At 69.2% G+C, this 25518-nt stretch carries 23 protein-coding genes; 13 read left to right on the top strand and 10 right to left on the bottom strand.

Going from position 1 to position 25518, the window contains the following annotated elements:
- From VHS75_RS11355 to VHS75_RS11330, 6 genes are all read left to right on the top strand, one after another.
- The coding region (locus VHS75_RS11355; protein WP_329638728.1) for a sigma-54 dependent transcriptional regulator at window positions 1-1184 on the top strand (1184 nt) is incomplete at its 5' end.
- An 11-nt stretch (window positions 1185-1195) separates the two neighbouring features.
- Entirely contained in the window at window positions 1196-3286 is a 2091-nt protein-coding gene (gene flhA / locus VHS75_RS11350) for a flagellar biosynthesis protein FlhA (RefSeq protein WP_329638727.1), read from the top strand.
- 87 nt (window positions 3287-3373) lie between these two features.
- Complete coding sequence (locus VHS75_RS11345; protein ID WP_329638726.1) at window positions 3374-4252, top strand: sulfite exporter TauE/SafE family protein; 879 nt, start codon at window positions 3374-3376, stop codon at window positions 4250-4252.
- 53 nt (window positions 4253-4305) lie between these two features.
- Window positions 4306-4671, top strand: coding sequence for a DUF4282 domain-containing protein (locus VHS75_RS11340; RefSeq protein ID WP_329638725.1), 366 nt, complete (start codon window positions 4306-4308; stop codon window positions 4669-4671).
- A gap of 68 nt (window positions 4672-4739) precedes the next feature.
- Window positions 4740-5279 (top strand): MarR family winged helix-turn-helix transcriptional regulator, encoded by a 540-nt coding sequence (locus tag VHS75_RS11335; RefSeq protein WP_329638724.1) that lies wholly within the window; start codon window positions 4740-4742, stop codon window positions 5277-5279.
- Between the two features lie 102 nt (window positions 5280-5381).
- Window positions 5382-5828, top strand: coding sequence for a nuclear transport factor 2 family protein (locus VHS75_RS11330; RefSeq protein ID WP_329638723.1), 447 nt, complete (start codon window positions 5382-5384; stop codon window positions 5826-5828).
- 168 nt (window positions 5829-5996) lie between these two features.
- Here VHS75_RS11330 and VHS75_RS11325 read toward each other — a convergent pair whose 3' ends face one another.
- The 3 genes from VHS75_RS11325 to VHS75_RS11315 are packed head-to-tail and all read right to left on the bottom strand — an operon-like array spanning window position 5997 to window position 8640.
- The gene (locus VHS75_RS11325; RefSeq protein WP_329638722.1) at window positions 5997-6422 is read right to left on the bottom strand and encodes a flagellar FliJ family protein; all 426 of its coding nucleotides are present in this window, start codon (window positions 6420-6422) and stop codon (window positions 5997-5999) included.
- 10 nt (window positions 6423-6432) lie between these two features.
- Complete coding sequence (gene fliI / locus VHS75_RS11320; protein WP_329638721.1) at window positions 6433-7770, bottom strand: flagellar protein export ATPase FliI; 1338 nt, start codon at window positions 7768-7770, stop codon at window positions 6433-6435.
- Window positions 7771-7830: 60 nt separating this feature from the next.
- The gene (locus VHS75_RS11315) at window positions 7831-8640 is read right to left on the bottom strand and encodes an SDR family NAD(P)-dependent oxidoreductase (RefSeq protein ID WP_329638720.1); all 810 of its coding nucleotides are present in this window, start codon (window positions 8638-8640) and stop codon (window positions 7831-7833) included.
- 307 nt (window positions 8641-8947) lie between these two features.
- Here VHS75_RS11315 and ctrA point away from each other — a divergent pair, with 307 nt between their 5' ends.
- Window positions 8948-9649: a response regulator transcription factor CtrA gene (gene ctrA / locus VHS75_RS11310; protein ID WP_329638719.1), complete on the top strand. Its 702-nt coding sequence runs from the start codon at window positions 8948-8950 to the stop codon at window positions 9647-9649.
- Between the two features lie 83 nt (window positions 9650-9732).
- On the opposite strand, the gene fixJ is transcribed toward ctrA, so the two are convergent.
- A complete protein-coding gene (gene fixJ, locus VHS75_RS11305) occupies window positions 9733-10341 on the bottom strand; it encodes a response regulator FixJ (protein WP_329638718.1) in 609 nt (202 codons plus the stop codon).
- On the bottom strand, window positions 10325-12835 hold the full coding sequence (locus VHS75_RS11300; RefSeq protein ID WP_329638717.1) for a PAS domain S-box protein: 2511 nt from the start codon (window positions 12833-12835) through the stop codon (window positions 10325-10327). The genes fixJ and VHS75_RS11300 overlap by 17 nt, the downstream gene beginning before the upstream one ends.
- 423 nt (window positions 12836-13258) lie before the next feature.
- Here VHS75_RS11300 and VHS75_RS11295 point away from each other — a divergent pair, with 423 nt between their 5' ends.
- From VHS75_RS11295 to VHS75_RS11275, 5 genes are all read left to right on the top strand, one after another.
- On the top strand, window positions 13259-13645 hold the full coding sequence (locus VHS75_RS11295; protein ID WP_329638716.1) for a response regulator: 387 nt from the start codon (window positions 13259-13261) through the stop codon (window positions 13643-13645).
- Window positions 13646-13710: 65 nt separating this feature from the next.
- Window positions 13711-16092, top strand: coding sequence for a M20/M25/M40 family metallo-hydrolase (locus tag VHS75_RS11290; RefSeq protein ID WP_329638715.1), 2382 nt, complete (start codon window positions 13711-13713; stop codon window positions 16090-16092).
- 39 nt (window positions 16093-16131) lie between these two features.
- Window positions 16132-16482: an arsenate reductase (glutaredoxin) gene (gene arsC / locus VHS75_RS11285; protein WP_329638714.1), complete on the top strand. Its 351-nt coding sequence runs from the start codon at window positions 16132-16134 to the stop codon at window positions 16480-16482.
- 145 nt (window positions 16483-16627) lie between these two features.
- Window positions 16628-17974: a M23 family metallopeptidase gene (locus VHS75_RS11280; protein WP_329638713.1), complete on the top strand. Its 1347-nt coding sequence runs from the start codon at window positions 16628-16630 to the stop codon at window positions 17972-17974.
- Between the two features lie 50 nt (window positions 17975-18024).
- Complete coding sequence (locus tag VHS75_RS11275; RefSeq protein ID WP_329638712.1) at window positions 18025-18831, top strand: hypothetical protein; 807 nt, start codon at window positions 18025-18027, stop codon at window positions 18829-18831.
- Here VHS75_RS11275 and VHS75_RS11270 read toward each other — a convergent pair.
- The gene (locus tag VHS75_RS11270; RefSeq protein ID WP_329638711.1) at window positions 18828-19913 is read right to left on the bottom strand and encodes a Zn-dependent alcohol dehydrogenase; all 1086 of its coding nucleotides are present in this window, start codon (window positions 19911-19913) and stop codon (window positions 18828-18830) included. The two genes, VHS75_RS11275 and VHS75_RS11270, sit on opposite strands and share 4 nt — an antisense overlap.
- A gap of 169 nt (window positions 19914-20082) precedes the next feature.
- On the opposite strand from VHS75_RS11270, the gene chrA reads away from it, so the two are divergent.
- Complete coding sequence (gene chrA, locus VHS75_RS11265; RefSeq protein WP_329638710.1) at window positions 20083-21297, top strand: chromate efflux transporter; 1215 nt, start codon at window positions 20083-20085, stop codon at window positions 21295-21297.
- Here chrA and VHS75_RS11260 read toward each other — a convergent pair.
- From VHS75_RS11260 to VHS75_RS11245, 4 genes are all read right to left on the bottom strand, one after another.
- Window positions 21294-22226: an alpha/beta hydrolase gene (locus tag VHS75_RS11260; protein WP_329638709.1), complete on the bottom strand. Its 933-nt coding sequence runs from the start codon at window positions 22224-22226 to the stop codon at window positions 21294-21296. The two genes, chrA and VHS75_RS11260, sit on opposite strands and share 4 nt — an antisense overlap.
- Window positions 22227-22310: 84 nt before the next feature.
- Entirely contained in the window at window positions 22311-23942 is a 1632-nt protein-coding gene (locus tag VHS75_RS11255; RefSeq protein ID WP_329638708.1) for a long-chain fatty acid--CoA ligase, read from the bottom strand.
- A 234-nt stretch (window positions 23943-24176) separates the two neighbouring features.
- Window positions 24177-24503: a hypothetical protein gene (locus tag VHS75_RS11250; RefSeq protein WP_329638707.1), complete on the bottom strand. Its 327-nt coding sequence runs from the start codon at window positions 24501-24503 to the stop codon at window positions 24177-24179.
- Between the two features lie 18 nt (window positions 24504-24521).
- Complete coding sequence (locus VHS75_RS11245; RefSeq protein ID WP_329638706.1) at window positions 24522-25325, bottom strand: FkbM family methyltransferase; 804 nt, start codon at window positions 25323-25325, stop codon at window positions 24522-24524.
- Window positions 25326-25518: the final 193 nt, after the last annotated feature.

The following is a 25518-nucleotide window of genomic DNA, read 5'->3' as shown; positions in this document are numbered from 1 at the left end:
CCAACGAGGCCGAGCGCATCCGGGTGCCGGTGGTGGCCTGCGGGGTCGGGGCCGGCGCCGCGGGCGCCGCCGCCGCCATCCGCGCGGGGGCCAAGGAGTTCATCCCGCTGCCGCCGGACGCCGAGCTGATCGCAGCGGTGCTGGCCGCCGTCGCCGACGACAACCGCCCGATGGTGGCGCGCGATCCGTCCATGCAGGCCGTCATCGCGCTGGCCGACCAGGTGGCCGGCTCCGACGCCTCGATCCTGATCACCGGCGAGAGCGGGGTGGGTAAGGAAGTCGTCGCGAGGTACGTGCACCAGAAGTCGCGCCGCGCCAGCCGCCCGTTCATCAGCGTCAACGGCGCCGCGATCCCCGAGAACCTGCTGGAGAGCGAGCTGTTCGGCCACGAGAAGGGCGCCTTCACCGGCGCCGTGGCCCGCCGCATCGGCAAGTTCGAGGAGGCCAACGGCGGCACCCTGCTGCTCGACGAAATCAGCGAGATGGACGGGCGCCTGCAGGCCAAGCTGCTGCGCGCCATCCAGGAACGCGAGATCGATCGGGTCGGCGGCGCCAAGCCCGTCAAGGTCGACATCCGTATCCTGGCCACCTCCAACTGCGACCTGGCCCAGGCCGTGCGCGACGGGACGTTCCGCGAGGACCTGCTCTATCGCCTGAACGTCGTGAACCTGCGCATCCCATCCCTGCGGGACCGGCCGGGCGACGTCCTGGCGCTCTCGGAGTTCTTCATCCGCAAGTACGCCGCCGCCAACGGCATGCCCGAGCGGGCGCTCTCGGCCGAGGCCAAGCGCCGCCTCGCCAGCCATCGTTGGCCCGGCAACGTGCGCGAGCTGGAAAACGCCATGCACCGCGCGGTGCTGATGGCCAACGGCCCGGAGATCGAGGAAGACGCCATCCGCCTGCCGGACGGCCAGCCCCTGGCCGCCGCCGACCCCGGCGCGCGCGCCGCCCAAGCCGCTTCCCTCGCCGCCGAAACCGCCAGCCGCTCCTACGTCGGCCAGACGGTGGCCGCCATGGAGCAGCAACTGATCATCGACACCCTGCAGCACTGCTTCGGCAACCGCACCCACGCGGCCACCATCCTGGGCATCTCGATCCGCACCCTGCGCAACAAGCTCAAGGAATACACCGAGGCCGGCGTCTCGGTGCCGGCGCCCCAGATGGGAGCGGCGTCCGCCGCCTGATGACCTAGACGATGGCCGACGCCTCCGTTCCTTCCCGCTACGGCCAGACTCCCACCGCGCGTGAAGTGCTGGGTTGGGTGGCGCGTGGCGAAGTCGGTCTCGCCATCGGTGTGGTCGGCATCGTCGTCCTGCTGATCCTGCCGATCCCGGCGTTCCTGCTGGACGCGCTTCTGGCGATCTCGATCACCAGCGCCGTGCTGATCCTGATGACCTCGCTGCTCATCAAGAAGCCGCTGGAGTTCACCGGCTTCCCGATGGTGCTGCTGGTCACCACCCTCTTCCGCCTCTCGCTGAACATCGCCTCGACACGTCTGATCCTCGGCCACGGCCACGAGGGCGTCCACGGGGCAGGCCACATCATCGAAGCCTTCGGCAAGCTGATGACCGGCGGCAGCTTCATCATTGGCCTGATCGTGTTCGCGATCCTGGTGATCGTGAACTTCGTCGTCATCACCAAGGGCTCGGGCCGTATCGCCGAAGTGGCCGCCAGGTTCACCCTGGATTCCATGCCCGGCAAGCAGATGGCCATCGACGCCGACCTGTCGGCCGGCCTGATCGACGAGGCCGAGGCCAAGAAGCGCCGCAAGGAACTGGAGCAGGAATCCACCTTCTTCGGGGCCATGGACGGCGCATCGAAGTTCGTGCGCGGCGACGCGGTCGCCGGCCTGATCATCGTCGCCATCAACATCATTGGCGGCATCCTGATCGGGGTGCTGCAGCACCACATCCCGATCGGCGTGGCGGCCACCACCTACACCCTGATGACCGTCGGCGACGGCCTGGTCAGCCAGATCCCTGCCCTGGTGATCTCCATCGCCGCCGGCTTCCTGGTCTCCAAGTCGGGCGTCGAAGGCTCGGCCGATAAGGCCCTGGTCACCCAGCTGGCCATGAACCCGGTCAGCCTGGGCATGGTCTCCGCCGCGGCCGGCGTCATCGCCATCGTGCCCGGCATGCCGATCCTGCCCTTCGCGGCGATCTCCATCGGGGCCGGCACGCTGGCCTGGCGCCGTTCGCAGAAGGCCATGGAGCCGCCGCCGGTCGAAATCCAGCCGATGGCCGAGGCGGCCGAAGAGCCCATCGCCCAGACGCTGGCCATCGACGAGATCAAGATCGAGCTGGGTTATGGCCTGTTGGGCCTGATCAACGACCTGGAGGGCCGCCGGCTCACCGACCAGATCAAGGCGCTGCGCAAGACGCTGGCGGCCGACTACGGCTTCGTCATGCCGAGCGTGCGCATCCTCGACAACATGCGCCTGCCCTCCCAGGGCTATTGCATCCGCATCAAGGAAATGGAGGCCGGCGCCGGCGAAGTCCGCCTGGGCCACATGATGGCCATGGACCCGCGCGGCGGCCAGGTCGAGCTGCCCGGCGAGCACGTCAAGGAACCCGCCTTCGGCCTGCCCGCCACCTGGGTGGACGAGGCCCTGCGCGAGGAAGCCACCTTCCGCGGCTACACCATCGTCGATCCGGCCACGGTGCTGACCACCCACCTGACCGAGATCCTCAAGGAGAACATGCCGGACCTGCTGTCCTACGCCGAGGTCCAGAAGCTCCTGAAGGACATGCCGGCCGAGCAGAAGAAGCTGGTCGAGGACCTGGTCCCGTCCGTCGTCACCGCCACCACCATCCAGCGCGTGCTGCAGGCCTTGTTGCGTGAGCGGGTCTCGATCCGCGACCTGCCGGCGATCCTGGAAGGCATCGGCGAGGCCGCGCCGCACACCAGCTCCGTCACCATGCTGGTCGAGCAGGTCCGCGCCCGCCTGGCCCGCCAGCTGTCCTTCGCCCACCGTGGCGATGACGGCGCCCTGCCCATCGTCACCCTCACGCCGGAGTGGGAGAACACCTTCGCCGACAGCCTGGTGGGTCAGGGCGAGGACAAGCAACTGGCGCTCGCGCCCTCGCGCCTGCAGGACTTCGTGCGCGGCGTGCGCGAGACCTTCGAACGCGCCGCCCTGGCCGGCGACAGCCCCGTCCTGCTGACCAGCCCCAACATCCGCCCCTATGTCCGCTCGATCATCGAGCGCTTCCGCGGCCAGACCCCGGTGATGAGCCAGAACGAGGTCCATCCCCGCGCCAAGCTTAAGACCGTCGGCACGATCTGAGGACCCGCCCGCCTGGGCGCCGCAAGACGTTCCTTACGCAGGCTCGGCATGCAAGGCTGACGCGGGCTGAGGGGGCTTGAAGCCGGCATGATCCTGATTCTCCTGCTGTCCGCCCTGGCCGCCGCAAGCCTTGTCTTCGCCCTCGCCCTGGGCGCGGCGCTCCGGCGGCGGCCCGCCGCGCCTTCGCTGGAAGGCATTGTGCTGAGCGCCGTCACCAGCTTCTTCGACGCCCTCGGCATCGGCTGCTTCGCGCCCACCACCGCCTACTTCAAATTCCGACGGATCGTGCCGGATGAGCTGATCCCCGCCACCATGATCTCCGGCTACGCCCTGGCCGCGGCGACCGAGGGCTTCGTGTTCATCACCGCCGTGCAGGTCGATCCCCTGCTGCTCGGCCTGTCGATCGCCGCCTCGGTGGCCGGAGCGGTGCTCGGGGTCTCGATCGGCGCGCGCCTGCCGATCACACCGATCCGCCTGGCCATGGGCCTTGGCCTGCTGATCGCGGCGGCCACGCTGGCGCTCTCGAACCTCGGCCTGATGCCGCATGGCGGCGCCGCGACCACCCTGCCGCTGCTGCCCTTCGCGCTGGTGGTCACTGTCAGCTTCCTGCTCGGCGTGCTGATGAACCTCGGCGTCGGCAACTTCGCCCCGACCCTGATCCTGATCAGCCTGCTCGGCATGGACCCGCGGGCGGCCTTCCCGATCATGATGGGCTCGGCAGCGCTGCTGATGGTCACCAGCGGCGCGCGGATCGTCTCCGCCCGGCCGTTGAACCTCAGCCTCGTCCTCGGCATGGCGCTGGGCGGCGTGCCCGCGGTGCTGATCGCGGCCTTCATCGTCCGCTCCCTGCCGTTGGAACAGCTGCGCTGGGGCGTGGTCGCTGTCGTCACCTATGCAGGGGCCGCTATGCTGCACGCCGCCGCCATCGGCCGATCCGCCGCCATTGCCGCCGCCCGTCCGGGCTGATAGCGGTGCGGGCCGGAGCCGGATCGAAGCTCCGAAAGAGTCTTGGGAAACGGATGCGGCGACCACTCAATCGGCCCAAGGGCGCGGATTCCGCCGTTCTCTGGGACCTGCTCACCTTCGAGCACCTGATGACCAATCAGGTGATCCACATCATCTATTGGTCGGGTCTGGCCTTGATCGCGCTGGGCGCCTTCGGGACCATTGGCGCGGCGGTGGGCGTGGCGATCCGCGACCCCTTCCCGTTCGGCCTGCTGCTGGCGATCCCGGTCGTGGTGGGCGGTCTGCTGGTCATGGGCGCCCTGGTGTTGCTGTGGCGCTCGTTCTGCGAGTTCTACGTAGCGATCTTCAAGATCAGCGAGGACCTGGCTGTCCTGCGCGCCGACGTCGAAGCCGAGCGCGAGCGCACGCTGCAGTCGTAGCCACGTCGAACACAATCGACCGAACAATGTTCTTGGCAGCCGCCAGGAAATCACCGGATATACGTTCTATGTCTCCGCCCCAGCTCGCATCAGTTGATCCTACGGAGGAATTCCCCTTCGCGGTCGACGATTACCTCCTGCACTTGGTGGTCGCGATCTATCAGTTCCGCGACTCGCGGATGGATACCGCCCTGCGCTCGCTCGGCCTCAATGTGAGCCGCTATCGGGTGCTGGGGGTTCTCGACCGGTTCGGCGCCAGCACCATGACCGAGCTGTCGAATTTCACGGCCATGCAGCGCACCACCCTGACCCGGATCGCCGACCAGCTGGTGGGGGCCGGCCTGGTCGAACGCAACGCCGAGGCCCGCGACCGACGTCATGTGGTGCTGGACCTGACCGATCATGGCCATGACACCTACGCCAGGGCCCTGGCCGTGGTCCTGAACCTCAATCAGCGACTGCTGGACGGCGTCCCGGAGAAGGAGCGCCGCTCCGCCGCGCGGGTGCTGATGCAGGTCGTGAACAATCTGGCGCCGAACCGGCTCGCCCGCGACGGCATCATCCACTTCAGCCGCGGCGGCCTGGGCCGCGACAAGGCCGACGCCTGAGGGCTCCGCAGGCGGATCTCAAATATCCTGGTTACGCCAGTCGATAAATATGTCCTTCTGGAATCCGGCGGTGACGCCGGAACAGAAACAGGGGGACGAAACATGAGAAAGATACTCGTCGCAGTGGCGATCGTCGGAATGTGCACGATGGGCTTCGGCGCATCAGCGGCGGCGGACTCCAAGGACGAACTCGTCCAGCTTGAGGCGGCTTGGTCCAAGGCCAGCGTGGCGAAGGACGCTGCGGCCGTCAGCAAGATCGTTGCGCCCGACTGGACCGGCCAAAACCCGAGCGGCAAGCTTATGAACCGCGACAAGATGCTGGCGGACATGAAGAGCGGCGTCGACGCGGCGACTTCGATGACCAATCACGACGTCCACGTCCGGCTCATCGGCGACATCGCCATCGTGCAAGGCTCGGACGATGAAAAGAGCACCCACATGGGCAAGGACACGAGCGGGACCTACACCTGGACGGATATCTTCCAGAAGCGGCAAGGCCACTGGGTCGCCATCGCGTCGCAATCGACGCCGGTCGCGCACGACAAGTAGTCGGCGATCCTGGAGCCTGATGCGGTCAGGCGGATCACCTGACTGCATCAGGCTCCAGACCCTTCCCGGTTCAGATGGAATCATCTGAACCGGACGAGAAGGGTCGATCTCCAAAAGTTTAGAGCGCGTCGGACGGGTGACCCGGCATCCACTTCACCCTGACGCGCTCTAGGCTGCGTTTCCGCCCGCGCGGCGCGCGGCGCGCATGCCCACTTCGTCGAGTTCGGCGTTCTCGCGGCGGTTGGCTTCCTTGACCTCGGCCCGGCGGGCGCTGTCGGCGACCTGCTCGTACTTCTTCTGCTCTTCAAAGGCCTGGGCCAGCGCATCGCGCGCGCCGCGCTCCTCGGCCTGGAGGCCGTCGATCTCCGCTAGCAAGGCGGCCTTGCGGATCTTCAGACCCTCGGCGTAGCCGGCCATGTACCAGCCGGCCTCCGCGTTCTGGCCGGCGTGCTTGGCCTCAGCCTCACCCTCGGCGGTCAGGACCGCCAGGCGCGTCTCAGCGTCCGCCAATCGCCTGGTGATCTCGGCCAGCCGCAGCTGGCGGTTCTCGACCTCGTAGGTGGCCAGCTTGATGAGGGATTCCGACCAGCTCATTTACGCAAACTCATCCAGGGACACTGTTCAGGATTGCGCCGAGGCGCTCGAAGCCGGCGTCGAGGCTGGTGACCTCGTCCTTGTCCTGCGCCAGGAAACCTTCCAGCGCGGGGTTCAGCGCGATCGCGCGGTCGACCTGCGGGTCGGCGCCGGTGCGGTAGGCGCCAATACGGATCAGCTCTTCCATGTTGGCGTAGGCGGCCAGCGTCTGGCGGGCCGACTTGACGATCTCCCGCTCGTGCGGGCCGTGGCAGCCGGGCATGGTGCGGCTGATCGACTTCAGCACGTTGATCGCCGGGAATCTGCCGCGTTCGGCGATCGCGCGCTCCATGACGATGTGGCCGTCCAGGATGCCGCGCACGGCGTCGGCGATCGGCTCGTTGTGGTCGTCGCCGTCGACCAGCACCGTGAAGATGCCGGTGATCGGGCCGGCCGTGGTGCCGTCGGGGCGGACCGGGCCGGGGCCGGCGCGTTCCAGTAGTTTCGGCAGTTCGGTGAAGACGGTCGGCGTATAGCCCTTAGTGGTCGGCGGTTCGCCGGCGGCCAGGCCGATCTCGCGCTGCGCCATGGCGAAGCGGGTGACCGAGTCCATCAGGCAGAGGACTTCCATGTCCTGGTCGCGGAGGAACTCGGCGATGGCCATGGTCATGTAGGCGGCCTGGCGGCGCTTCAGCGCCGGCTCGTCGGAGGTGGCGACCACCACGATGGCGCGCTTCAGGCCCTCTTCGCCGAGCGTTTCTTCGATGAACTCGCGGACCTCGCGGCCCCGTTCGCCGATCAGCCCGACCACGACCGCGTCGCAGTCGGCGTTCTTGGCCAGCATGGACAGCAGCACCGACTTGCCGACCCCGGAGCCGGCGAAGACGCCCAGGCGCTGGCCGCGGCAGCAGGTGGCGAAGACGTTCATGGCGCGCACGCCCATGTCCAGCCGGCCGCCGACGCGGGCGCGGGCGTGGGCCGACGGCGGCGCGGCGCGCAGGGGATAGGCCGCGGCGCCCTGCGGCAGCGGGCCCTTGCCGTCCACGGGGTTTCCGAAAGCGTCGATGATGCGGCCGAGCCAGGCCTTGGTCGGACGTACGGCCGAGCCCAAGGGCTCGATGCGGATCTCCGCGCCTGGCGCTACGCCCTCGACGGGGCCGAACGGCATCAGCAGCGCGCGGGTGTCGCGGAAGCCGACCACCTCGGCCGACAGCGGCTTTTCGCCGAAGCGGACGATCTCGGCGCGAGCGCCCACCGACAGGCGGGTGAGCCCGCCGCGAGCCTCGATCAGCAGGCCATTCACGGCGGCCACGCGGCCGGACACGGTCAGGGGATCGAGCCGCTCAATCGCGGCCACCAGACTCTTCACGAACAGCCCTCGAAATCAGGGCCACAGAGTCGCGTGATCGCGATTAAGGGGTGATGAAGATCAGCGCAGAGCCCTGGCCAATTGCAGGGCTTGTTTGGGATGTTTGGCCACCATCTTGGCCGCCATCATCGGCCGGCGCTTAACCACCTCTGTCAACACAGGGCGAACGACGCGCGCCATGCGGGGCCGCGCCGCCGTCGCGGCCTGGGCGATGCGCCCGCGGCCGAACCACAGCGCCGCGCCCGCCAACGCCAGCAGGCCCACGCCCGCCAGCACGCCCGGATGCTTGCGCGCGGTCGTCGACGCCGTCAGGCGCGCGCCCTTGGCCGCCACCGCCATCCGGCCCATCGGGCGCGTGACCGCGTGCAGGGCAGCCTCGGCGGCGACTTTCGGCGGGCTGTCGTGGCGCCAGTCCCTGGGCAGCTTGACCAGGGTCGCAGCCACCTTGCCCTTGGCGGCCCTGAGCTGCGCGCGCGCAGCCGCGTCGAAGCGGCGGCCGAAGCCCACCAGCGCCCCCGGCTCGTCGCGGTCGCCGATGTGCAGCGCCAGCACCCGGGCGGCGTACGCCACGGCCGCCGCCTCGCCCGCCGCTTCGATCCAGCTGTCGATGCGTCCGAACCGCGCCGCGGCCGCCCGCGCCACTCGGTCGCAGCCTTCGCTTGTGGCGGTGTCGCCGGCCACCGGATGGCATCGTCCGCCCGCGCGACCGATCTCCTCGCACACGGCGCGCAGGCTGTGCTCTTCGCGGCCGGCCAGCACCACCGCCGCCCCCGCCTTGGCCGCCAGCTTGGCTGCTTCGAGACCGACGCCGGACGCGGCCCCGGTCACGACAATCACCTGACCCGCCAGGGGTTTGAATTTCGAAGCCATGGATCCTCCCGACGCGGCCGACCGCCGCCGATCTGGGGATCAAACGGCTGGGCGCCAAGGCCTGTTCCCCGGCATTTCCGACCCCGCGCTTCGCCCCTCCTGTCCAATCACGAAAGATTCAACAGCCCTGCGACTCTGCGGCCGCACGGCGACTCTTGTCGCGGATTCCGCATCGGATTAACGATTCGGTGGCGACGGACACTCCCGATTAACCAGTCTTAAATTAACTCGCAGGCAGGTTAACGGCGAGGTCCAGGGCGGATTCACTGAATTCGCGGGGCACGCGGAAACGCACTGGAGAGCGATAATGCGGGTACTGTTGATAGAAGACGACAGCGCCACCGCGCAGAGCATCGAGCTGATGCTCAAGTCGGAGGGCTTCAACGTCTATACGACCGATCTGGGCGAGGAAGGCGTCGATCTGGGCAAGATCTACGACTACGACCTCATCCTGCTCGATCTGAATCTGCCGGACATGAGCGGCATGGATGTGCTGCGCACCCTGCGGGTCGGCAAGATCAACACCCCGATCATGATCCTGTCGGGCACGGCCGAGATCGACACCAAGGTGAAGACCTTCTCGGGCGGCGCGGACGACTACATGACCAAGCCATTCCACAAGGACGAGCTGGTGGCGCGCATCCACGCCGTGGTCCGCCGCTCGAAGGGTCACGCCCAATCGGTGATCAAGACCGGCGACATCCTCGTCAATCTCGACGCCAAGACCGTCGAAGTGAACGGCCTGCGCGTCCACCTGACGGGCAAGGAATACCAGATGCTGGAGCTCCTCTCCCTGCGTAAGGGTACGACCCTCACCAAGGAGATGTTCCTCAACCACCTCTATGGCGGCATGGACGAGCCCGAGCTGAAGATCATCGACGTCTTCATCTGCAAGCTGCGCAAGAAGCTGGCCGCGGCCGCCGAAGGCAAGCACCACATCGAAACCGTCTGGGGCCGCGGCTATGTGCTGCGCGACCCGCAAGAGATCGGCGCCGTCGTCGCGGCCTAAGGCCGCCAAGACCTGTCGCTGAACAGAGAAGGGCGTCCCGCCGAAAGCGGGACGCCCTTCTTCTTTGCGCGAATGCCTGACGCCTAGAGTCCGGCCAGCAGGGCCATGCGCACCAGCTCCGACAGGCTCTTGGCGCCAGTCTTCATCATCATGCCGGCGCGGTAGACCTCCACGGTGCGCGGGCTGATGCCCAGGTCGTAGGCGATCACCTTGCTGGTCTTGCCGACCACCACCTGTTCCAGCACCTCGCGTTCGCGTTTCGACAGATTGGCGAAGGCCGACTGATAGGTAATCCGCGACTGCTCGTCGTGCCGGGCGCGGTCTTCGGTGTTCAGGGCCTTGTTCACCGCCGCCAGCAGCACCTCTTCCTTGAACGGCTTTTCGAGGAAGTCGACGGCGCCGGCCTTCATCGCCTCGACGGCCAGGGTGATGTCTCCATGGCCGGTAATCACGATACAGGCCAGAGGCAGGCGCTCGGCGGCCAGGCGGCGGACCAGTTCGACGCCATCCATGCCCGGCATGCGCACATCGGTGATCACACAGCCGGCCGGCAGATCCCGGGCCTCGAGGAGGAAGGCCTCGGCGCTCTCGAAGGTGCGCGATCGCAGCCCTCCGGTGCGCAACAGGAACGACAGTGAGCTGCGGATCGCCTCGTCATCATCGACGATGTAGACCTCAGACGAGTTCGCCATGGGCCATCTCCTCCTCTCGTACTGCACGCAGGCTGAAGTGGAAGGTCGTGCCCCGACCGGGTTCGCCCTCCGCCCAGATACGCCCGCCATGGGCTTCGACGATGGTTCGGGAGATCGACAGGCCGACCCCCATTCCGTGCTTCTTGGTGGTGACAAAAGGCTGGAACAGCTGGCCGGCCACCTCGGGGCTGAGCCCGGTTCCGCTATCGCTGATCGATACGACGACCATGTCGTCCGGGGCCGACCTGGCCGCGACGGTCAGGTCGCGCCGGGCGGACTCCGCCATCGCCTCGATGGCGTTGCGCATCAGGTTCAGCACGACCTGCTGAATCTGCACCTTGTCGACCATCACCAGTTCGACGCCGGGCGCGATCTCGTACTGGAGCCGGACCCCGCGGTCCTTTGCGCCGACCATGGCCAGCGCGCCGGCCTCCTCCAGCAGCTTCGGCAGATTCTCGATCTGCCGTTCGGTCTCGCCCTTGGACACGAAGTCGCGCAAACGCCGGATGATGTCGCCGGCGCGGAACATCTGCCCGGCGGCCATGGTCAGCGCGTCGTGGACGATTTCACGGTCGACCGCTTCGTCTTTGAGCAGCCTGAGCGAGCCCTGGATGTAATTGGCGGTCGCCGACAGCGGCTGGTTGAGCTCGTGCGCCAGCGCCGAGGCCATCTCGCCCATGGCGCTCAGCCGTGAGACGTGGGCCAGCTCCGACTGCACGTCCTGGAATCGGCGCTCGGCCTCCTGCCGCTCGGTCAGGTCGCGGACGAAGCCGGTGAAGAAGCGCCGTTCGCCGGAGCGCATCTCGCCCACGGCCAGCTCCATGGGGAAGGTCGAACCGTCGCGATGCGCGCCGACCACGACGCGACCCAGGCCGATCACCCGGCGCTCGCCGGTGGCGAGGTAGCGCGAAAGATAGCCGTCGTGCGCGCCGCGATAGGGCTCGGGCATCAGAAAGCTGATGTTGCGCCCGATCGCCTCGGCCGCGTTCCAGCCGAATTGCCGCTCAGCCGCCGAACTGAATGACTGGATCGTCCCGCGGTCGTCGATGACGATCATCGCGTCTGGCACGGAGTCCAGGATCGAGCGCAGGTGCGCCTCGCGAGCCTCAAGCTCGGCGAAAGCCTGCTCCTTGGCGCGCCGGCTCTCGATCAGCTCCTGGATGTCGGTATAGGCGCCCTTCCAGCGGTGGACGCGACCGTCCTCGTTGCGCACTGGCACGCCGCGTTCGAGGAACCAGCGCGGCCCACGCGCGCCCATCAGCCGGTACTCGATCTCATAGGCCTCGCCGACGCCGATGCTGCGGCGCACGTGCGCCTCGACCCGCTCGCGGTCGTCGGGGTGGATCTTGTCCAGCCAGGCCCAGCCGTCCGTCTCGCCATTGATGGTTCCGAAAAATTCCACCCAGCGGTCATTGTAGAAATCCCGCGCGCCGTCGGCGCCGGACGACCAGACCAGGGCCGGCATGGCGTTGGCGATGGAGCGGTACTTGGCCTCCGACTCCACCAACGCCTCGCGGATCGTATGGTAGTCCGTCACGTCCGTGGTCAGGCCGGCCACGCCGACGATGGCGCCGGCTTCGTCGCGCAACGCGAACTTGGTCGATCGCACGACCCGAAAGCTCCCGTCCGGGGCTGTAAAGCGGCCCTCCAGGATCTGGGTCGCCCCGTTCCGCAGCACCTCGGCGTCGGCGGCGGCCTGCTCCTCCAGTTCGAGGGCGTCGGCCATCACATCCTCGCTGCGCAGGCCGAGGATGGATTCCAGAGGCCTACCCAGGGCCGCCACCGTGGCCGGATTGACGTAGACGAAGCGAAGGTCGCGGTCCTTGGCGTAGATGAGGTCCGGCGTCGCCTCGCCCACGCCCTGCACGAAGGCGGCGTTGCGACGCGCTTCAACCTCGGCGGCCGACAGCTCCACCGCGGCTTGCGCCAGCGCCAGGTCCGACTGGCGCAGACGGCGTACGAACAGCACCAGCGCCCAGACCGCGGCGAGGAGGCCCAGCAGCATGACCGCCACGGCCGCCAAGCCCCACATCCACTGATTGCGGAACTGCGGGCTGTAGGCGGCCGCCTTGAGCCGCTCCGCGTCCACGAGGTCGCCGATCGCCCGCGTGGCCGCCACGGTGTCGGCGTGGGGACGCCTGGCGGAAAGATCGGCCACCGCGACTTCGGTGAGGGCTTTGGCGCGGGCCGCCCGCTGGGCCTGCGCCGGATCGGCCGCCGCCAGGCGGGACACGGCGTCGGCCTGCGTCCGCACGCGCGCGATCTCGGCGTTGAAGGTGGCTAGGTCGCCCTGATCGAGCTGGGCCCGCGCGAGGTTGAGCGCCATCTGGTCGGCGTCGTCGATCAGCTGGACGGTGACCCCCACGGTCTTCAGCGTCCGGGCGCCGTCGCCCGAAATGCGCGTCCGCGCAACACCGCCGGCTATGAACAGGCCTGCGGCCAGGATCAGCAGCAGCCGCGAGGCCAGCCTGCCCGCCCGCTGATCGTTGCTCATGCCGATCCTCCGCGGAAATCGGCATAGCGAACAGCAAACCGGCGCCCATCGACGCCGCGTCCACAGGCGCGGAATCGAAAGGCCGGTGCGCTCTGCAACCGACCCCGTCGGCCAGTTTGATCACACGTTACGCGAAACAGTTGCCTTATTCCCCCCAGGGTTGAATAAACCCGAAACGCAGGGTTAGGACGATGCGACCTTTTGTCGAGTGAAAAACATCAGATCCTTCGCCAGAGCCGGCTCATATAACATTGTTTTATTTAGGCTAATCCCGGTTTCGGAAACCATGTTACGTAGGTCTACCTAGGTAGCGGTCCCAAATTTGGCGCGGACTCGGCGGATGCTACCCAACCGGACCGGCGCAGCACGCGCCTACGGCAGTCGACGCCCCGAGCGGGCTCACCGACGCAACGGCCCAAGGCGATGGACCCCGAGAGCGACACTCCACTGTCTGCGCCCCTGATCCTTCTGGTTGAAGACGACGGCTCGGTGCGCAAGGCGCTGACCTTCGCCCTGCGCATCGAAGGCTACCGCCTTGAGGTCCACGAGAGCGCCGAGACCCTGCTGCGCCAGGAGATTTTGCCGGCCGCTGACTGCCTGGTGTTCGATCTGAACCTGCCCGGCGCGTCCGGCCTGGAGGCGTTGAGGGCGTTGCGCGCGCGCGGCCTCACCTGCCCGGCGCTGCTCATCACCACCCAGCCCAAGCCGCTGGTCCGGGAGACCGCCGCCGAGCTTGGTGTCCGCATCCTGGAGAAGCCGCTGCTCGGCGACGTCCTTCCCGCCGCGATCCGGGACCTGCTGTCGAACTGAGCGTGCGTGCTTTGCCGCGGGCTTGCCGCTAGGCTCAGCGCAGGATTGCGTTGGGAAGGATGCCCGTGGGACGACTGCTAGCGCTGGTCGCCGCCTTGATCGTGGCCGCGGTGATCTCCTGGGCTGATGCGAGGCCGCCGGCGCCGGCGCCGCTGAGCACGCCGGCGATGGAATTCTCCGCTGAACGGGCCATGGCCGACGTGGCCGCTATGGCGTCCGTTCCGCACCCCCTGGGCGCCGCCGCCCACGATGCGTCCCGCGACACCGTCTTTCGCCGCATGACCGCGCTCGGCCTCGATCCGCAGGTGCGTCACGGTGTGGGCGTCAATCTCTCGAAGTTCGACGCCAGCCGCGCCGCGGCCGGCGCCGTCGACAATCTGGTCGGTGTTCTTCCCGGCAAGGACCGCAGCGCGCCGGCCGTGGCGCTGATGGCGCACTATGACAGCGTGCCGGCCTCCCCAGGTTCCGCGGACGACGCGGCCGGCGTCGCCTCGGCGCTGGAGATCGTGCGCGCCCTCAAGGTCCGCGGGGTCCCGGCGCGCGACGTCGTCCTGCTGATCACCGACGGCGAAGAAGCGGGTCTGCTCGGCGCCAACGCCTTCTTCGCCGGCGACTCCATGGCCAGACACATCGGCTTCGTCTTCAACATGGAGGCGCGCGGCTCCTCTGGCCGGGTGCAGATGTTCCAGACCGGCGCCCGGAACGGCGCGGCCGTGGCCCTGTTGCAGAAGACGGCGGTGCGGCCCCAGGCCTCCTCCCTGACCGGCTTCGTCTATGCGCGCATGCCCAACGACACGGACTTCACCGTCTCGCGCAAGGCCGGCGTGGCGGGCCTGAACTACGCCTTCATCGGCCGCCAGTTCGACTATCACTCGCCCTCTTCGACTCCCGCGACACTGGACCAGGGGTCGCTGCAGGACCTCGGGCAGCAGGTGTTGCCGACGGTCGCGGCCGTGGCGTTTGCGCCAAACCTGCCGGCCGCCACGCCGGACGTGGTGTACAGCCAGGCTCCGGGCGGCATGACCCTGGCCTATCCGCCGATGGTGGGCTGGCTGATCGTCGCCGCCAGCGCGGGCCTGCTGGCCTGGGCGGTGGTTCGCGCCCGGCGCATCGAAGCGTTCGGCTGGCTGGACATGGCGCGCGGCGCGGGCGCCGCCCTGTTCGCCGTCCTGAGTGCAGTGGCGGTGATGCACTTCGCCCGCCGCGCGACCGGCGTCCCGTTCGGATACCTGGAGCAGCGTTTCCTGCTGGCCCAGGCGCCGCGCTGGGAGACCGCCCTCGTCCTGGTGGGTCTCGGCATGCTGCTGGTGGCCATCGCCGAGGTGGCGCGCGGCCGGCGCAAGGCCATCGTCGTGCCGCTGCTGGCGGGCGTCGCCAGCTGCGCCTTCGGCGGGCTCGACCAGATCGGGCTGGGCCTCGGCCTCGCCGCCGCCGTGATCGGCCTGGCGGCCTACGGACGGCCCGTGAGCCGACCCGCCGCCTGGGCGGGCGCCCTTGTCCTGGGCCTCGTACTGGCCGCCGCCGCCCAGGCCGCCGCCGCTCCGGCCGCCTTTGTGATCGCCTGGCCGCTGGCGTTGGGGGCGCTCGCCGCCGTCGTCACGGCGCTGGCCGCCGGGCGCAGGCCCGCCGCCCTGGCGCCGCTGGCGATCGCGGGCGCGCTGGGCCTGGCCTTCGCCGCCAGCCTCGCCCACGTCTCCTACCTCAGCCTGGACCTGCCTGAACTCCTCGGCCTGCCGGTGCTGATCGCCCTCTTCGTGGTCTGGCCGCTGGCCCAGCCGGATGAGGGCGCCCCGCCCGCGCGGCTGGTGGGCCCGGTGCTGATCCTGGCGGGCCTGGCCCTGACGGCGACCGTGCGCTTCAACCACCCCTACGATGCGCGCCACCCGCAGGCGACCTTCGTCGGCTACCAGTTGGACCGGGACGCCAGGAAGGCCTGGCGCTTCAGCCGCACGCCGGCCGACACGCCCTGGACGGCTCAGGTGCTGAAGGCCGACGGTGGGACACCCGCCAAGCTCAGCCACTGGGCGCTGGGCAAGGTCACGGCGGCGAGCGCGCCCTACCTCGACCTCCCTGCGCCGCAGATGTCGCTCAGCAAGGACGCGAATGGCGACCTTCGTCTGCACGTCGCCCCGCCGCCGGGCGCCCGGAGCGCCTATCTGCGGTTCAAGAGCGACACCGCCGCCTCGATCCTGACCGTCGCCGGCGCGCCGGCCGTCCTGCCGATCAAGCCCGGCAAGGACGCTCGCGTGCTCTGGGCGACGGCGTCGCAGCCCTTCGACGTGACGCTCCGCGCGGCCGGACCCGGCAAGCTCGACGTGGCCTACGAGGTGACCACAACGGCGTGGCCGGCCGGCGCCGCGCCTCTGCCCGAGCGCGCGCCCGACCTGATGGCCTTCGATGTTTCCGACAGCGCCGAGCTCACCGGCGAGCGCCACTTTGCCTGGTGACGCTTTTCCTGACGCAGGCCGCGCGCTAAGCCGCCGCCCATGAGCGATGTCACGATCTATCACAATCCCAACTGCGGGACGTCCCGCACGACCCTGGCCCTGCTGTACGCGAACGGCATCGAGCCGACGGTCGTGGAATATCTCAAGGCCGGCTGGACCCGCCCACAGCTTGAGGGGCTGCTGAAGCGGCTCGGCAGGTCGGCGCATGAGGTGTTGCGGGTGCGCGGCACCCAAGCCCACGAGCTTGGGCTTACCGACCCCCGCGCCTCGGACGCCGCCCTGATTGCGGCCATGATCCTCGATCCGGGGCTGGTGGAGCGGCCGATCGTGGTCACGCCCAAGGGTGCGGCCCTGTGCCGTCCGGCGGACCTGGTGCTGACCTTGATCTAGGTCCAAGCGACAAATCGACCCGACCTGCGGACAGCGGCCGCGGCGCCATCTTTCGGCCTCCGACGCGACCTCGTCTTAAGGCTCGTCGGGAACTTGGCTTTGTGAGCGGCAGGCCTTACCAGTCCTGCTGCAGCCTGGGGGCAAGATGCGACTTATGGATCTGTGGCGGGCCGGCTCCGCCCGCGCGCCTTACGTCTGGGCCGGCGCCGCGGCCGTCATCGGCCTGGCGATCGGCGCGGGCGTCGCCGTCACCCAGCGCGCGCCGAAGCTTCCCGCCCCGCTCGACGCCGCCGCCGTCGTGGCCCTGCAGAACACCGCCTTCGCCCATGCCCAGTCCCAGCCGGGACTGGACGCCCCGCAAAGCGTCCCGGTCAAGCTGCAGCGCGGCGAGACGCTGGAGGCTGCCGTGCGCCGCGCCGGCGTCGGCCCGGCCGAGGCCCAGCTGGCCGTGGCCATGCTGTCCAAGGCCATGGACACCGTCCACCTGAAGGCCGGCATGGCGATCAATGCGGCCATCGCCCAGCCGCGCGTCGCCGGCGGCGGCCGCGGCGAGGCCCGGCTGATCGGGCTCTCCCTGCGCACCGGTCCGGCCAGCGCCATCACCCTTTCCCGCAGCTTCGACGGCGCGCTGCGCCTGCGCGAGCTGGACGAGAAGCTGCGCGACGAGACCGCCGTGGCGGACGGCGCCATCGAGGGCTCGCTCTACGAGAGCGCCCAGCGCATCGGGGCCACGCCGGCGATCACTGCCGAGGTCGCCAAGCTGTTCTCCCATCGCCTCGACTTCCAGCGCGACATCCAGCCGGGCGACGCCTTCAAGCTGATCTTCGACCGCAAGGTCACCGAGGCCGGCCGCACCATCGAGGCCGGCGACCTGCAGTACGCCGAGCTGCACGGGGTCAAGTTCTATCGCTTCGCGCGCGGGAGCGACGTCGAGTATTTCGACGAGTTCGGCAAGAATATCAAAGGCTTCCTGCTGCGCACCCCGGTCGACGGCGCGCACATCACCTCACTGTTCGGCATGCGCAAACATCCCGTCCTGGGCTACACCCGCGCCCACCAGGGCATCGACTTCGGCGCCGGGACCGGCACGCCGATCCTGGCCGCCGGCGACGGCGTCGTCGCCCAGGCCGGCCCCTGGGGCGGCTACGGCAACTGGTTGCGCATCCGCCACTCCGAGGGCTGGGACACCGGCTACGGCCATATCTCCCGCTACGCCGCCGGCATCCATCCCGGCGTCCACGTCCATCAGGGCCAGGTCGTGGCCTATGTCGGCGCCACCGGCCTGGCGACCGGCCCGCACCTGCACTACGAGATCTGGAAGAACGGCGAGCGCGTGAACCCGATCGGAGCCAAGGTGCCGCAAGGCACGGTGCTGGCCGGCGCGGACCTGGCGAGCTTCAGAGACCAGAAGGCGCACATCGACGCCCTGCTGGCCGGCAGAAGCGCCGCCCTGGCTTCGGCCGGCGCCGCCGGCGCAAGCGGGGGCCGCTGAGATCTGCCGGAGCGGCGCGCCCGGCAAATGGGGAACGAGGACCGCGGCGGATGACAACAGACCTTGTGCGGCGTGTCGTCGGAGCCGTGAAGCAGCGCGCACAGGCGCTGTCGGACACCGCCACCAACAACGATCTCAACGGCTTCCTGCGGCTCATGAGCCACTGGCGCTCACAGCTGCTGATCAACACCTTCATCGCCCATCATGGCGTGCGCATCTTCGGAGGCCTGTTCGCCGGGATGGAGTACGTGTCCGCCGCGGCGGAGGGCGCGCTCATGCCCAGGCTGCTCGGGACCTATGAATCGGAGCTGCACCCCTACCTCACAGCGTTCGCTGACGCGGGCCTGGACTGCGTCGTCGATGTGGGATGCGCTGAGGGCTACTACGCGGTGGGCCTGGCGCGGATGATACCCGGCGTCGTGGTCCACGCCCACGACATCAACCCGGTCGCGCAGACCGCCTGCGCGGAGCTGGCCGCGAAGAACGGCGTCTCCGACCGCGTCATCATCGGCGGCGAGTTCCCGCCCGATGGCTTCGAGGCGTTCGCCGGCCGGCGCATGCTGGTTATGGTCGACACCGAGGGCGCCGAGATCGAGATCCTGCAGCCGGCCCTGAGCCCCGCCCTGGCCGGCATGAACATCATCGTGGAGACCCACGACATCTTCCGGCGCGGCTGCCTAGCGACGATGATCGAGCGCTTCTCCCCGACCCACGACATCGTCCGGGTCGACCTCAGGCCCAAGGTGTTCGACCCGCCGCCGTGGCTGCTTGACCTTTCCCATCTCGACCAGTTGCTGGCGGTCTGGGAGTGGCGCGGCGGACCGACGCCGTGGCTGGTGATGACGCCGAAAGGTTAGGCGTCGAAGACGATGACCGAGCGGGCCAGTTCGCCCTTCTTCATGTCCTCGAAGCCCTCGTTGACGTCCTCCAGCTTGATGCGCTGGGAGATCATCTGGTCGAGCTTCAGCTTGCCGTTCATGTAGAAATCCACGAACCGCGGCATGTCGACCGGGAAGCGGTTGGACCCCATCAGCGAGCCCTGCAGCTTCTTCTCACCCAGGAAGGCAGCGCCCATGATCGAGACCATCTGACCGACCGGGATCATGCCGATGATGTTGGCGGTGCCACCACGACGCAGCATGCCGAAGGCCTGCTCGGCGGTCTTGGCCAGGCCGATGGCCTCGAAAGCGTGGTGCACGCCGCCCTTGGTCATCTCGATCACTTCCTTGACCGCATCGGTCTGGGACGCGTCGATGAAGTCGGTGGCGCCGAATTCCATGGCCAGGTTGCCCTTCGAGGCCACCATGTCGACGGCGATGATCCGGCTCGCGCCCGCGATCGCCGCGCCGTTGATCGCCGACAGGCCCACGCCGCCGCAGCCGATCACCGCCACGGTCTCGCCCGGCCGCACGTTCGAGGTATGGATCGCCGCGCCGACGCCGGTGGTCACCGAACAGCCGATCAGGGCGGCGCGGTCGAGCGGCATGTCCGGGCGGATCGCCACGCAGGCGTGCTCGTGGATCAGCATCTGCTCGGCGAAGGACGACAGGTTCAGGAACTGCATCATCGGGCCGTTGGGGGCCGACAGCCGCGGCTCGTCGTCCTTGCCGCGCTTGGTCTCCGGCGAGACGCACAGGCTCATGTGCCCGGTCAGGCAGAATTCGCAGTGGCCGCAAAAGGCCGACAGGCAGGTGATCACGTGGTCGCCCGGCTTCACGGTGCGCACTTCCGAGCCCACCTGCTCGACGACGCCGGCGCTCTCGTGGCCCAGCACGGCCGGCAGCGGGTGCGGATAGGAGCCCTGCATGAAGTGCAGGTCGGAGTGGCAGAGACCGGCGGCGGCGGTGCGGATCAGCACCTCATGCGGGCCGGGCTTGTTGATCTGGACTTGCTCGATCTGAAGCGGCTTGCCCACTTCGCGCAGCACGGCGGCCTTCATGGCGGATTCCCTACGATTGGAGCCCGCGGACCGGGCCTTTCGGGGACAAGCCTTATCGCCGATCAGATGGGCCGGCCAAGGGCTTTCGCCCCAACCCCGCCCAAAACCCCGCCTCACCTGACGTATAAGGAATCGACAGCCTGACCTTGGAGCCGCAAGACAGGAGCTGATGGACGAAACGCCGCCGCCAAGCCGCGCAGGGCCCAGCCAGGCCGGGGAAGTGTTCCGGGCCTTTCTGGTCCAGGGCCTGACCGCCTTTGGCGGCCCGGTGGCGCACATCGGCTACTTCCGGCGCGAGTTCGTGGAGCGCCGCGGCTGGCTCAACGAAGGCGCCTTCGCCGACCTCCTGGCGCTCGCCCAGTTCCTGCCCGGCCCGGCCTCCAGCCAGCTCGGCATGGCCATCGGCCTGCGCCGCGCCGGCTACCTCGGCCTGATCGCCGCCTGGGTCGGCTTCACCCTGCCGGCGGGCGTGGCGATGATTGCGCTCGCCTATCTCGCGCCGCAGCTGGCCGCCGGGTGGGGCGACGGGGTGCTACACGGCCTGCAGCTCGCCGCCGCCGCGGTGGTGCTGAACGCCCTGGTGGCCATGGCCCGCACGCTCGCCGTCGGGCCGATCCGCGCCGGCATCGCCATCGGTGCGGGCGTGGGCCTCATCCTCTCGCCCGGACCCGTGCCGCAGATCCTGGCGCTGATCGCTGGCGGCCTGTTCGGCCTCGGCCTGCTGCGCGAGCCGGGGTCGACCGAGCCTGACGATCCGGCGACGCAGAGGGTCCCGCCCGCGGTCTCCGCCGGCGCGCTGGCGGCCTTCGTCCTGCTGCTGGGCATGCTGCCGTTCCTGGCCGCCCTGCTGGACAGCCCCAGCCTGGGCCTGGCCAGCGTCTTCTACCGCACCGGCGCCCTGGTGTTCGGCGGGGGCCATGTGGTCCTGCCGATGCTGCAGAGCGAGATCGTGGGGCGCGGCTGGCTGGACCCGGACATCTTCATCGGCGGCTATGGCGCGGTGCAGGCGCTGCCCGGCCCGCTGTTCAGCTTCGCGGGTTTCGTGGGCGCGGCCCAGCAGGTGGCGCCGGGCGGCTGGCGCGGCGGCCTGGTGGCGATCACGGCCATCTTCCTGCCGAGCCTCCTTCTGGTGGTGGGCGTCCTCCCCTTCTGGGACCGGCTGAAGACCCAACCCGCAGCGCGGGGCGCCCTGGCCGGCGTCAACGCCGTGGTGGTCGGCGTCCTGGCGGCGGCGCTCTGGAACCCAGTGCTGATGACCGCCGTGCGGCGGCCCAGCGACTGGGCGCTGGCGGCGGGCGCCTACGTCTTCCTCGCGGTCGCCAAGCTGCCGCCCTGGCTGGTGGTGATCCTGTTCGCTGGCGCCGTCGGCCTGGCGACCCGCTAGACGCCGGCCGGCGTGCGCGGCGCGCCAAGGCCCAGCACACGCCCCAGATCGAAGCCAGCCAGCGTCGGCCAGCGGAAGGCCCAGCGCTTGCGCTGCGGGATGCAGGCTTCCAGCGCCGCGATCAGCTGCTCGGCCGGGCCGTCGTTCAGGAAGTGATTGCCGCCCGCCGTGCGTACGAAGTCGATCGGCCGGCGCGTCACCGTCTCGGCCGCCAGCCGCTCGGCTGCCTCGATCGGCGCGAAGTCGTCGTGGTCGCCATGGATCATGTGGATCGGGATCGACACCTGGCTGAGCGCGCGTTTGGCGTAGGCCAGCTGCGGCAATTGGCCGGAGGCCTCGATCACCGCATGGCGCAGGTCGCGCGGCAGCACCTTCAGCGTCCGCGACCCCACGTCGATCAGCCAGCGCGAGGTCGGGCCGGTCTCGCCGAAGAAGCCGGAGAGCAGCACCAGGCTCTCGACCTTGCCCGGGTTGGCTTCGGCCATCAGCGAAGCGATCGCCGCGCCATAGCTCTGGCCGACCAGCATGACCTTCTGGCCCCGCGCCGCGGTCAGTAACGGCGCCAGCGCCTGGGCCTGGGTGCGGATATCGGTGACCGGCTCGGCCGGCTCGGAGGCGCCATAGCCGGGCCGGTCGACGACGATCATCTCGCGGTCCGCGGGCAGTTCGGCGAGCGTCTCGGCCCAGTATTCGGCCCAGGAGGGCGCGCCGGTGATCACCACGATCTTCCAGGGCGCCGGCGTCTCGCGCGGCGTCTCAAGCGCGGAAATCCGCCAGCCCAGGCCGCCGCCGGCCTCGAAGCTGGTGCGGCGCACGACCGTGTCAGGATAGTCGGCCGAGGTGGGCGCATGTTCGGTGCGGCCGCGCACGGCGCTCTCGAACGAGGCCCAACCCATGGCCAGCACACCCTTTGGTCTCTTCCGCGCCACGGCCATCAGCCCTCCTTCAGGTGATGCAGTGTCACCTAGGAATCCGGAACGCCGGCTTAAAGGGTTGGTTCGCCGCCATTCATCTCAGGTCACGCTTGCCGCCGCCTCTGTGGCCAGGCGGTCACGCAATTCGCGTTTCAGCACCTTGCCGGTGGGCCCGATCGGCAGGGCGTCCACGATCCGCACCTCGTCCGGCGTCCACCACTTGGCGACGCGGGCCGCGACGTGGGCCTTGAGCGCCTCCGGATCCGCTGTCTGGCCGGGCCGGAGCGTCACCAGCAGCAGCGGCCGCTCATCCCACTTGGGGTGCGGCACGCCTACGGCCGCGGCCATGGCGACGGCCGGGTGCGAGCAGACCGCGTCCTCCAGGTCGAGCGTCGAGATCCACTCCCCGCCGGACTTGATGACGTCCTTGGCCCGGTCGGTGAGGCGCAGGTAGCCCTCCGCGTCCAGGGTGGCGATGTCGCCGGTGTCGAACCAGCCGTCGTCGGTGAACACCTCGCCGCCGTCATGCTTGAAATAGGCGGAGGCGACCCAGGGCCCGCGGACCTGCAGCTGGCCGACGCTTTGGCCATCGCGGGGTTGCTCGGCGCCGTCTTCGCCGATGATCCGCATATCCACGCCCCAGAGGCCGCGGCCCTGCTTGAGCTTGCGCTGCTGGCTGGCCTCGGCGGGCTCGCCTTCGTGCTCCGGCAGCGGCGTGTTGATGACGCCCAGGGGCGAGGTCTCGGTCATGCCCCAGATCTGGCGCACCTGGCCGCCCAGCCGGTCCTCGATGCGGCTGACCAGGGCCGCGGTGGGCGCCGAGCCGCCGACCGCGATGGTCTTCACAGAGGTCAGCCGGGCGTCGGTCTGGTCCAGATGGTCAGCCACGCCCACCCAGATGGTCGGAACGCCCAGGAGGAAGGTGACGCCCTCGACCTCGATCAGTTCGGCGATGGAGGCGCCGTCCAACGCCCGGCCCGGCAGCACCAGGGTCGCGCCCACCAGCGGCGCCGCATAGGGCGTGCACCAGGCGTTGGCGTGGTACATCTGCGCGCACGGCATCACCACGTCGCGCGCCGAGAAGTTGAAGGCGTCCGGCAGGCCCAGCGCCATGGCGTGCAGCACCGTCGAGCGGTGCGAATAGAGCACCCCCTTGGGGTTTCCCGTGGTGCCGGAGGTGTAGCAAAGCCCCGAGGCCTGCCGCTCGTCGATCTCGGGCCAGTCGAACCGGTCCGAGTTGGCCGCGATGAGGTCTTCGTAGACCAGGGCGTCGGCCGGCGCCTCGGGCGGCAGATGCGCCCGGTCGGTCATCGCCACGAACCGCTTCACCAGCGGCATTCGGTCCTTCAGCTCGGCGACCTGGCCGGCGAAGCTGATGTCGAAGAACAAGAAGGCGTCCTCGGCGTGGTTGGCCACCCAGACGATCTGGTCGGAATGCAGCCGCGGATTGATGGTGTGCAGCACCGCCCCGATCCCGGTCACCGCGAAATAGAGCTCGAAATGCCGGTGCGTCGACCAGGCCAGCGTCGCCACCCGGTCGCCTGGCTTCACGCCCATCGCCACCAGCGCATTGGCCATCCGCTTGGTGCGCCGCAAAGCCTCCGCATAGCCGTAGCGATGGATCGGCCCCTCCACGGTGCGGTCCACGACCTGGCGATCCGGATGGTACTGCGCGGCATATTCCAGGATCGACGGCAGCGTCAGCGCCCGGTCCATCATCAGCGCCTGCATGGAGCATCTCTTCCCAAGGTCGTTGGGCGCAGGCTAGGGGCGCCTTGAGACGCCGCGCAACGGAGACTCCGCTTTTTTGAGCCACGGAAAGCACGGAAGGCGGCCCGCCTGAGGCGGCCGAGCCACGCGAAATCGCGCGCTTTGCGCGCAATAGACATCATCCGCCACTTCGCGGATCGGGTCCCCTTCCGTGCTCTTTCCGTGCTTTCCGTGGCCAATCAGGAAGCTTTGACCTCAGCCCGAGCTGCGCCGATCCGCCTCGTCGCCCGGATCGCCCTCATCCTCCAGCGGATCGGGCAGGTCGCGCCAGCGCTCGGCGTCGTCGAGCGACAGGCCGAGCTCTAGGCAGACGCGGGCCACATGGTCGTCCAGCGTCTCGGCACAGAAGCCGTCGCGCAGCATCTCGTGCGTGAGCACGTCCTCCAGCGCCTCTTCCATGAAGGTCACGTGGTCGGGGTCTTCGGCCTCGTTCCAGATGACCCGCGTGACGGCCTGGCGCAGCGCCTCAACGCGACGCGCCACGGCGACCGGCCCGGCCGGCGCCGGCGCCACGGTCTTCACCGCCGCCTCGCGGTCGCGCTAAGCCGCCATCCGGGCCTTGAACACGCCGTCGGGCAACCGCGCCGCCCGGGCCGGGTGGATGAAGAAGTAGTCCTTCCAGGGCAGGTTGCTGGCGGCGTCAAAGCGCTCCTCCAGCCGGTCGCCGTTCAGGGCGAACATGCGGTAGCCGCGGCCCTTGAAGAAGGCGACCACCTGCTCGGCCGTGCCGCCGAATCGTTCGGCCAGCATCAGCGGGTGGATTTCCAGCATCATGTGCGGCCGGTCGCGGTCGATGACCCGCTCGGCGCCGCGAAGTGCGATCAGCTCGGCGCCCTCGATGTCCATGCGGATGAAGTCGACCTTGCCGATGCCGCGTTCGGCGCAGAAGCCGTCGATGGTGACCACCGGCGTCGTCTGGATCTCGCGGCCGGTGTCCTGCAGGTCGGGGCGGGCCTTGCCGTCGGGGGCTTCGTCGGCGACGAAGGCGTAGGCGCGGCCCATCCGCCCGCTGATCTTGCGCGGCGTCACCAGCAGCATCTCGCCCGCCCTGTCGCCGACCGCGGCGTGGACCGGCGTCACCTGCTTGCCGATCCCGTGCCAGGCGACCGTCAGCTGCAGCACCGCATAGGAAAAGGCCGCCGGTTCGAAGGCGTAGATGGTCGCCTTGGGCGCCACCTGGGTCATCACATAGGAATGCCGCCCGTCGCTGGCGCCCACGTGCAGGCACACCGGCGCCCCGGACAAAAGGTCAGCGAGGTAGGGGGTCTCGGGCTCGTGCTTGCGCCACTTGAGATTCCGCCGCCAGGCTCGGAAGGCGTGCCCCAACACGCGTAACGAAGGCATTTGAGAAGTCTACTCCACCGCATGGCGAGACTTAGGCCTAGGACGAGTCTGGTGCAAACGCCCTCCTCCCCTTGTGGGAGGAGGTGGCCTGCGGAGCAGGTCGGAGGTGGGGTTTCCGGCCCCTCGGCGATATTCGGAGCGCCGTCTCGCGCCGATAACGGAGTGCGACCCCACCGTCAGCCCTCCGGCTGAC

Source organism: Phenylobacterium sp., assembly GCF_036264965.1.
Taxonomy (GTDB): Bacteria; Pseudomonadota; Alphaproteobacteria; order Caulobacterales; family Caulobacteraceae; genus Phenylobacterium.
This window is presented reverse-complemented; position numbering and strand designations above follow the sequence as displayed.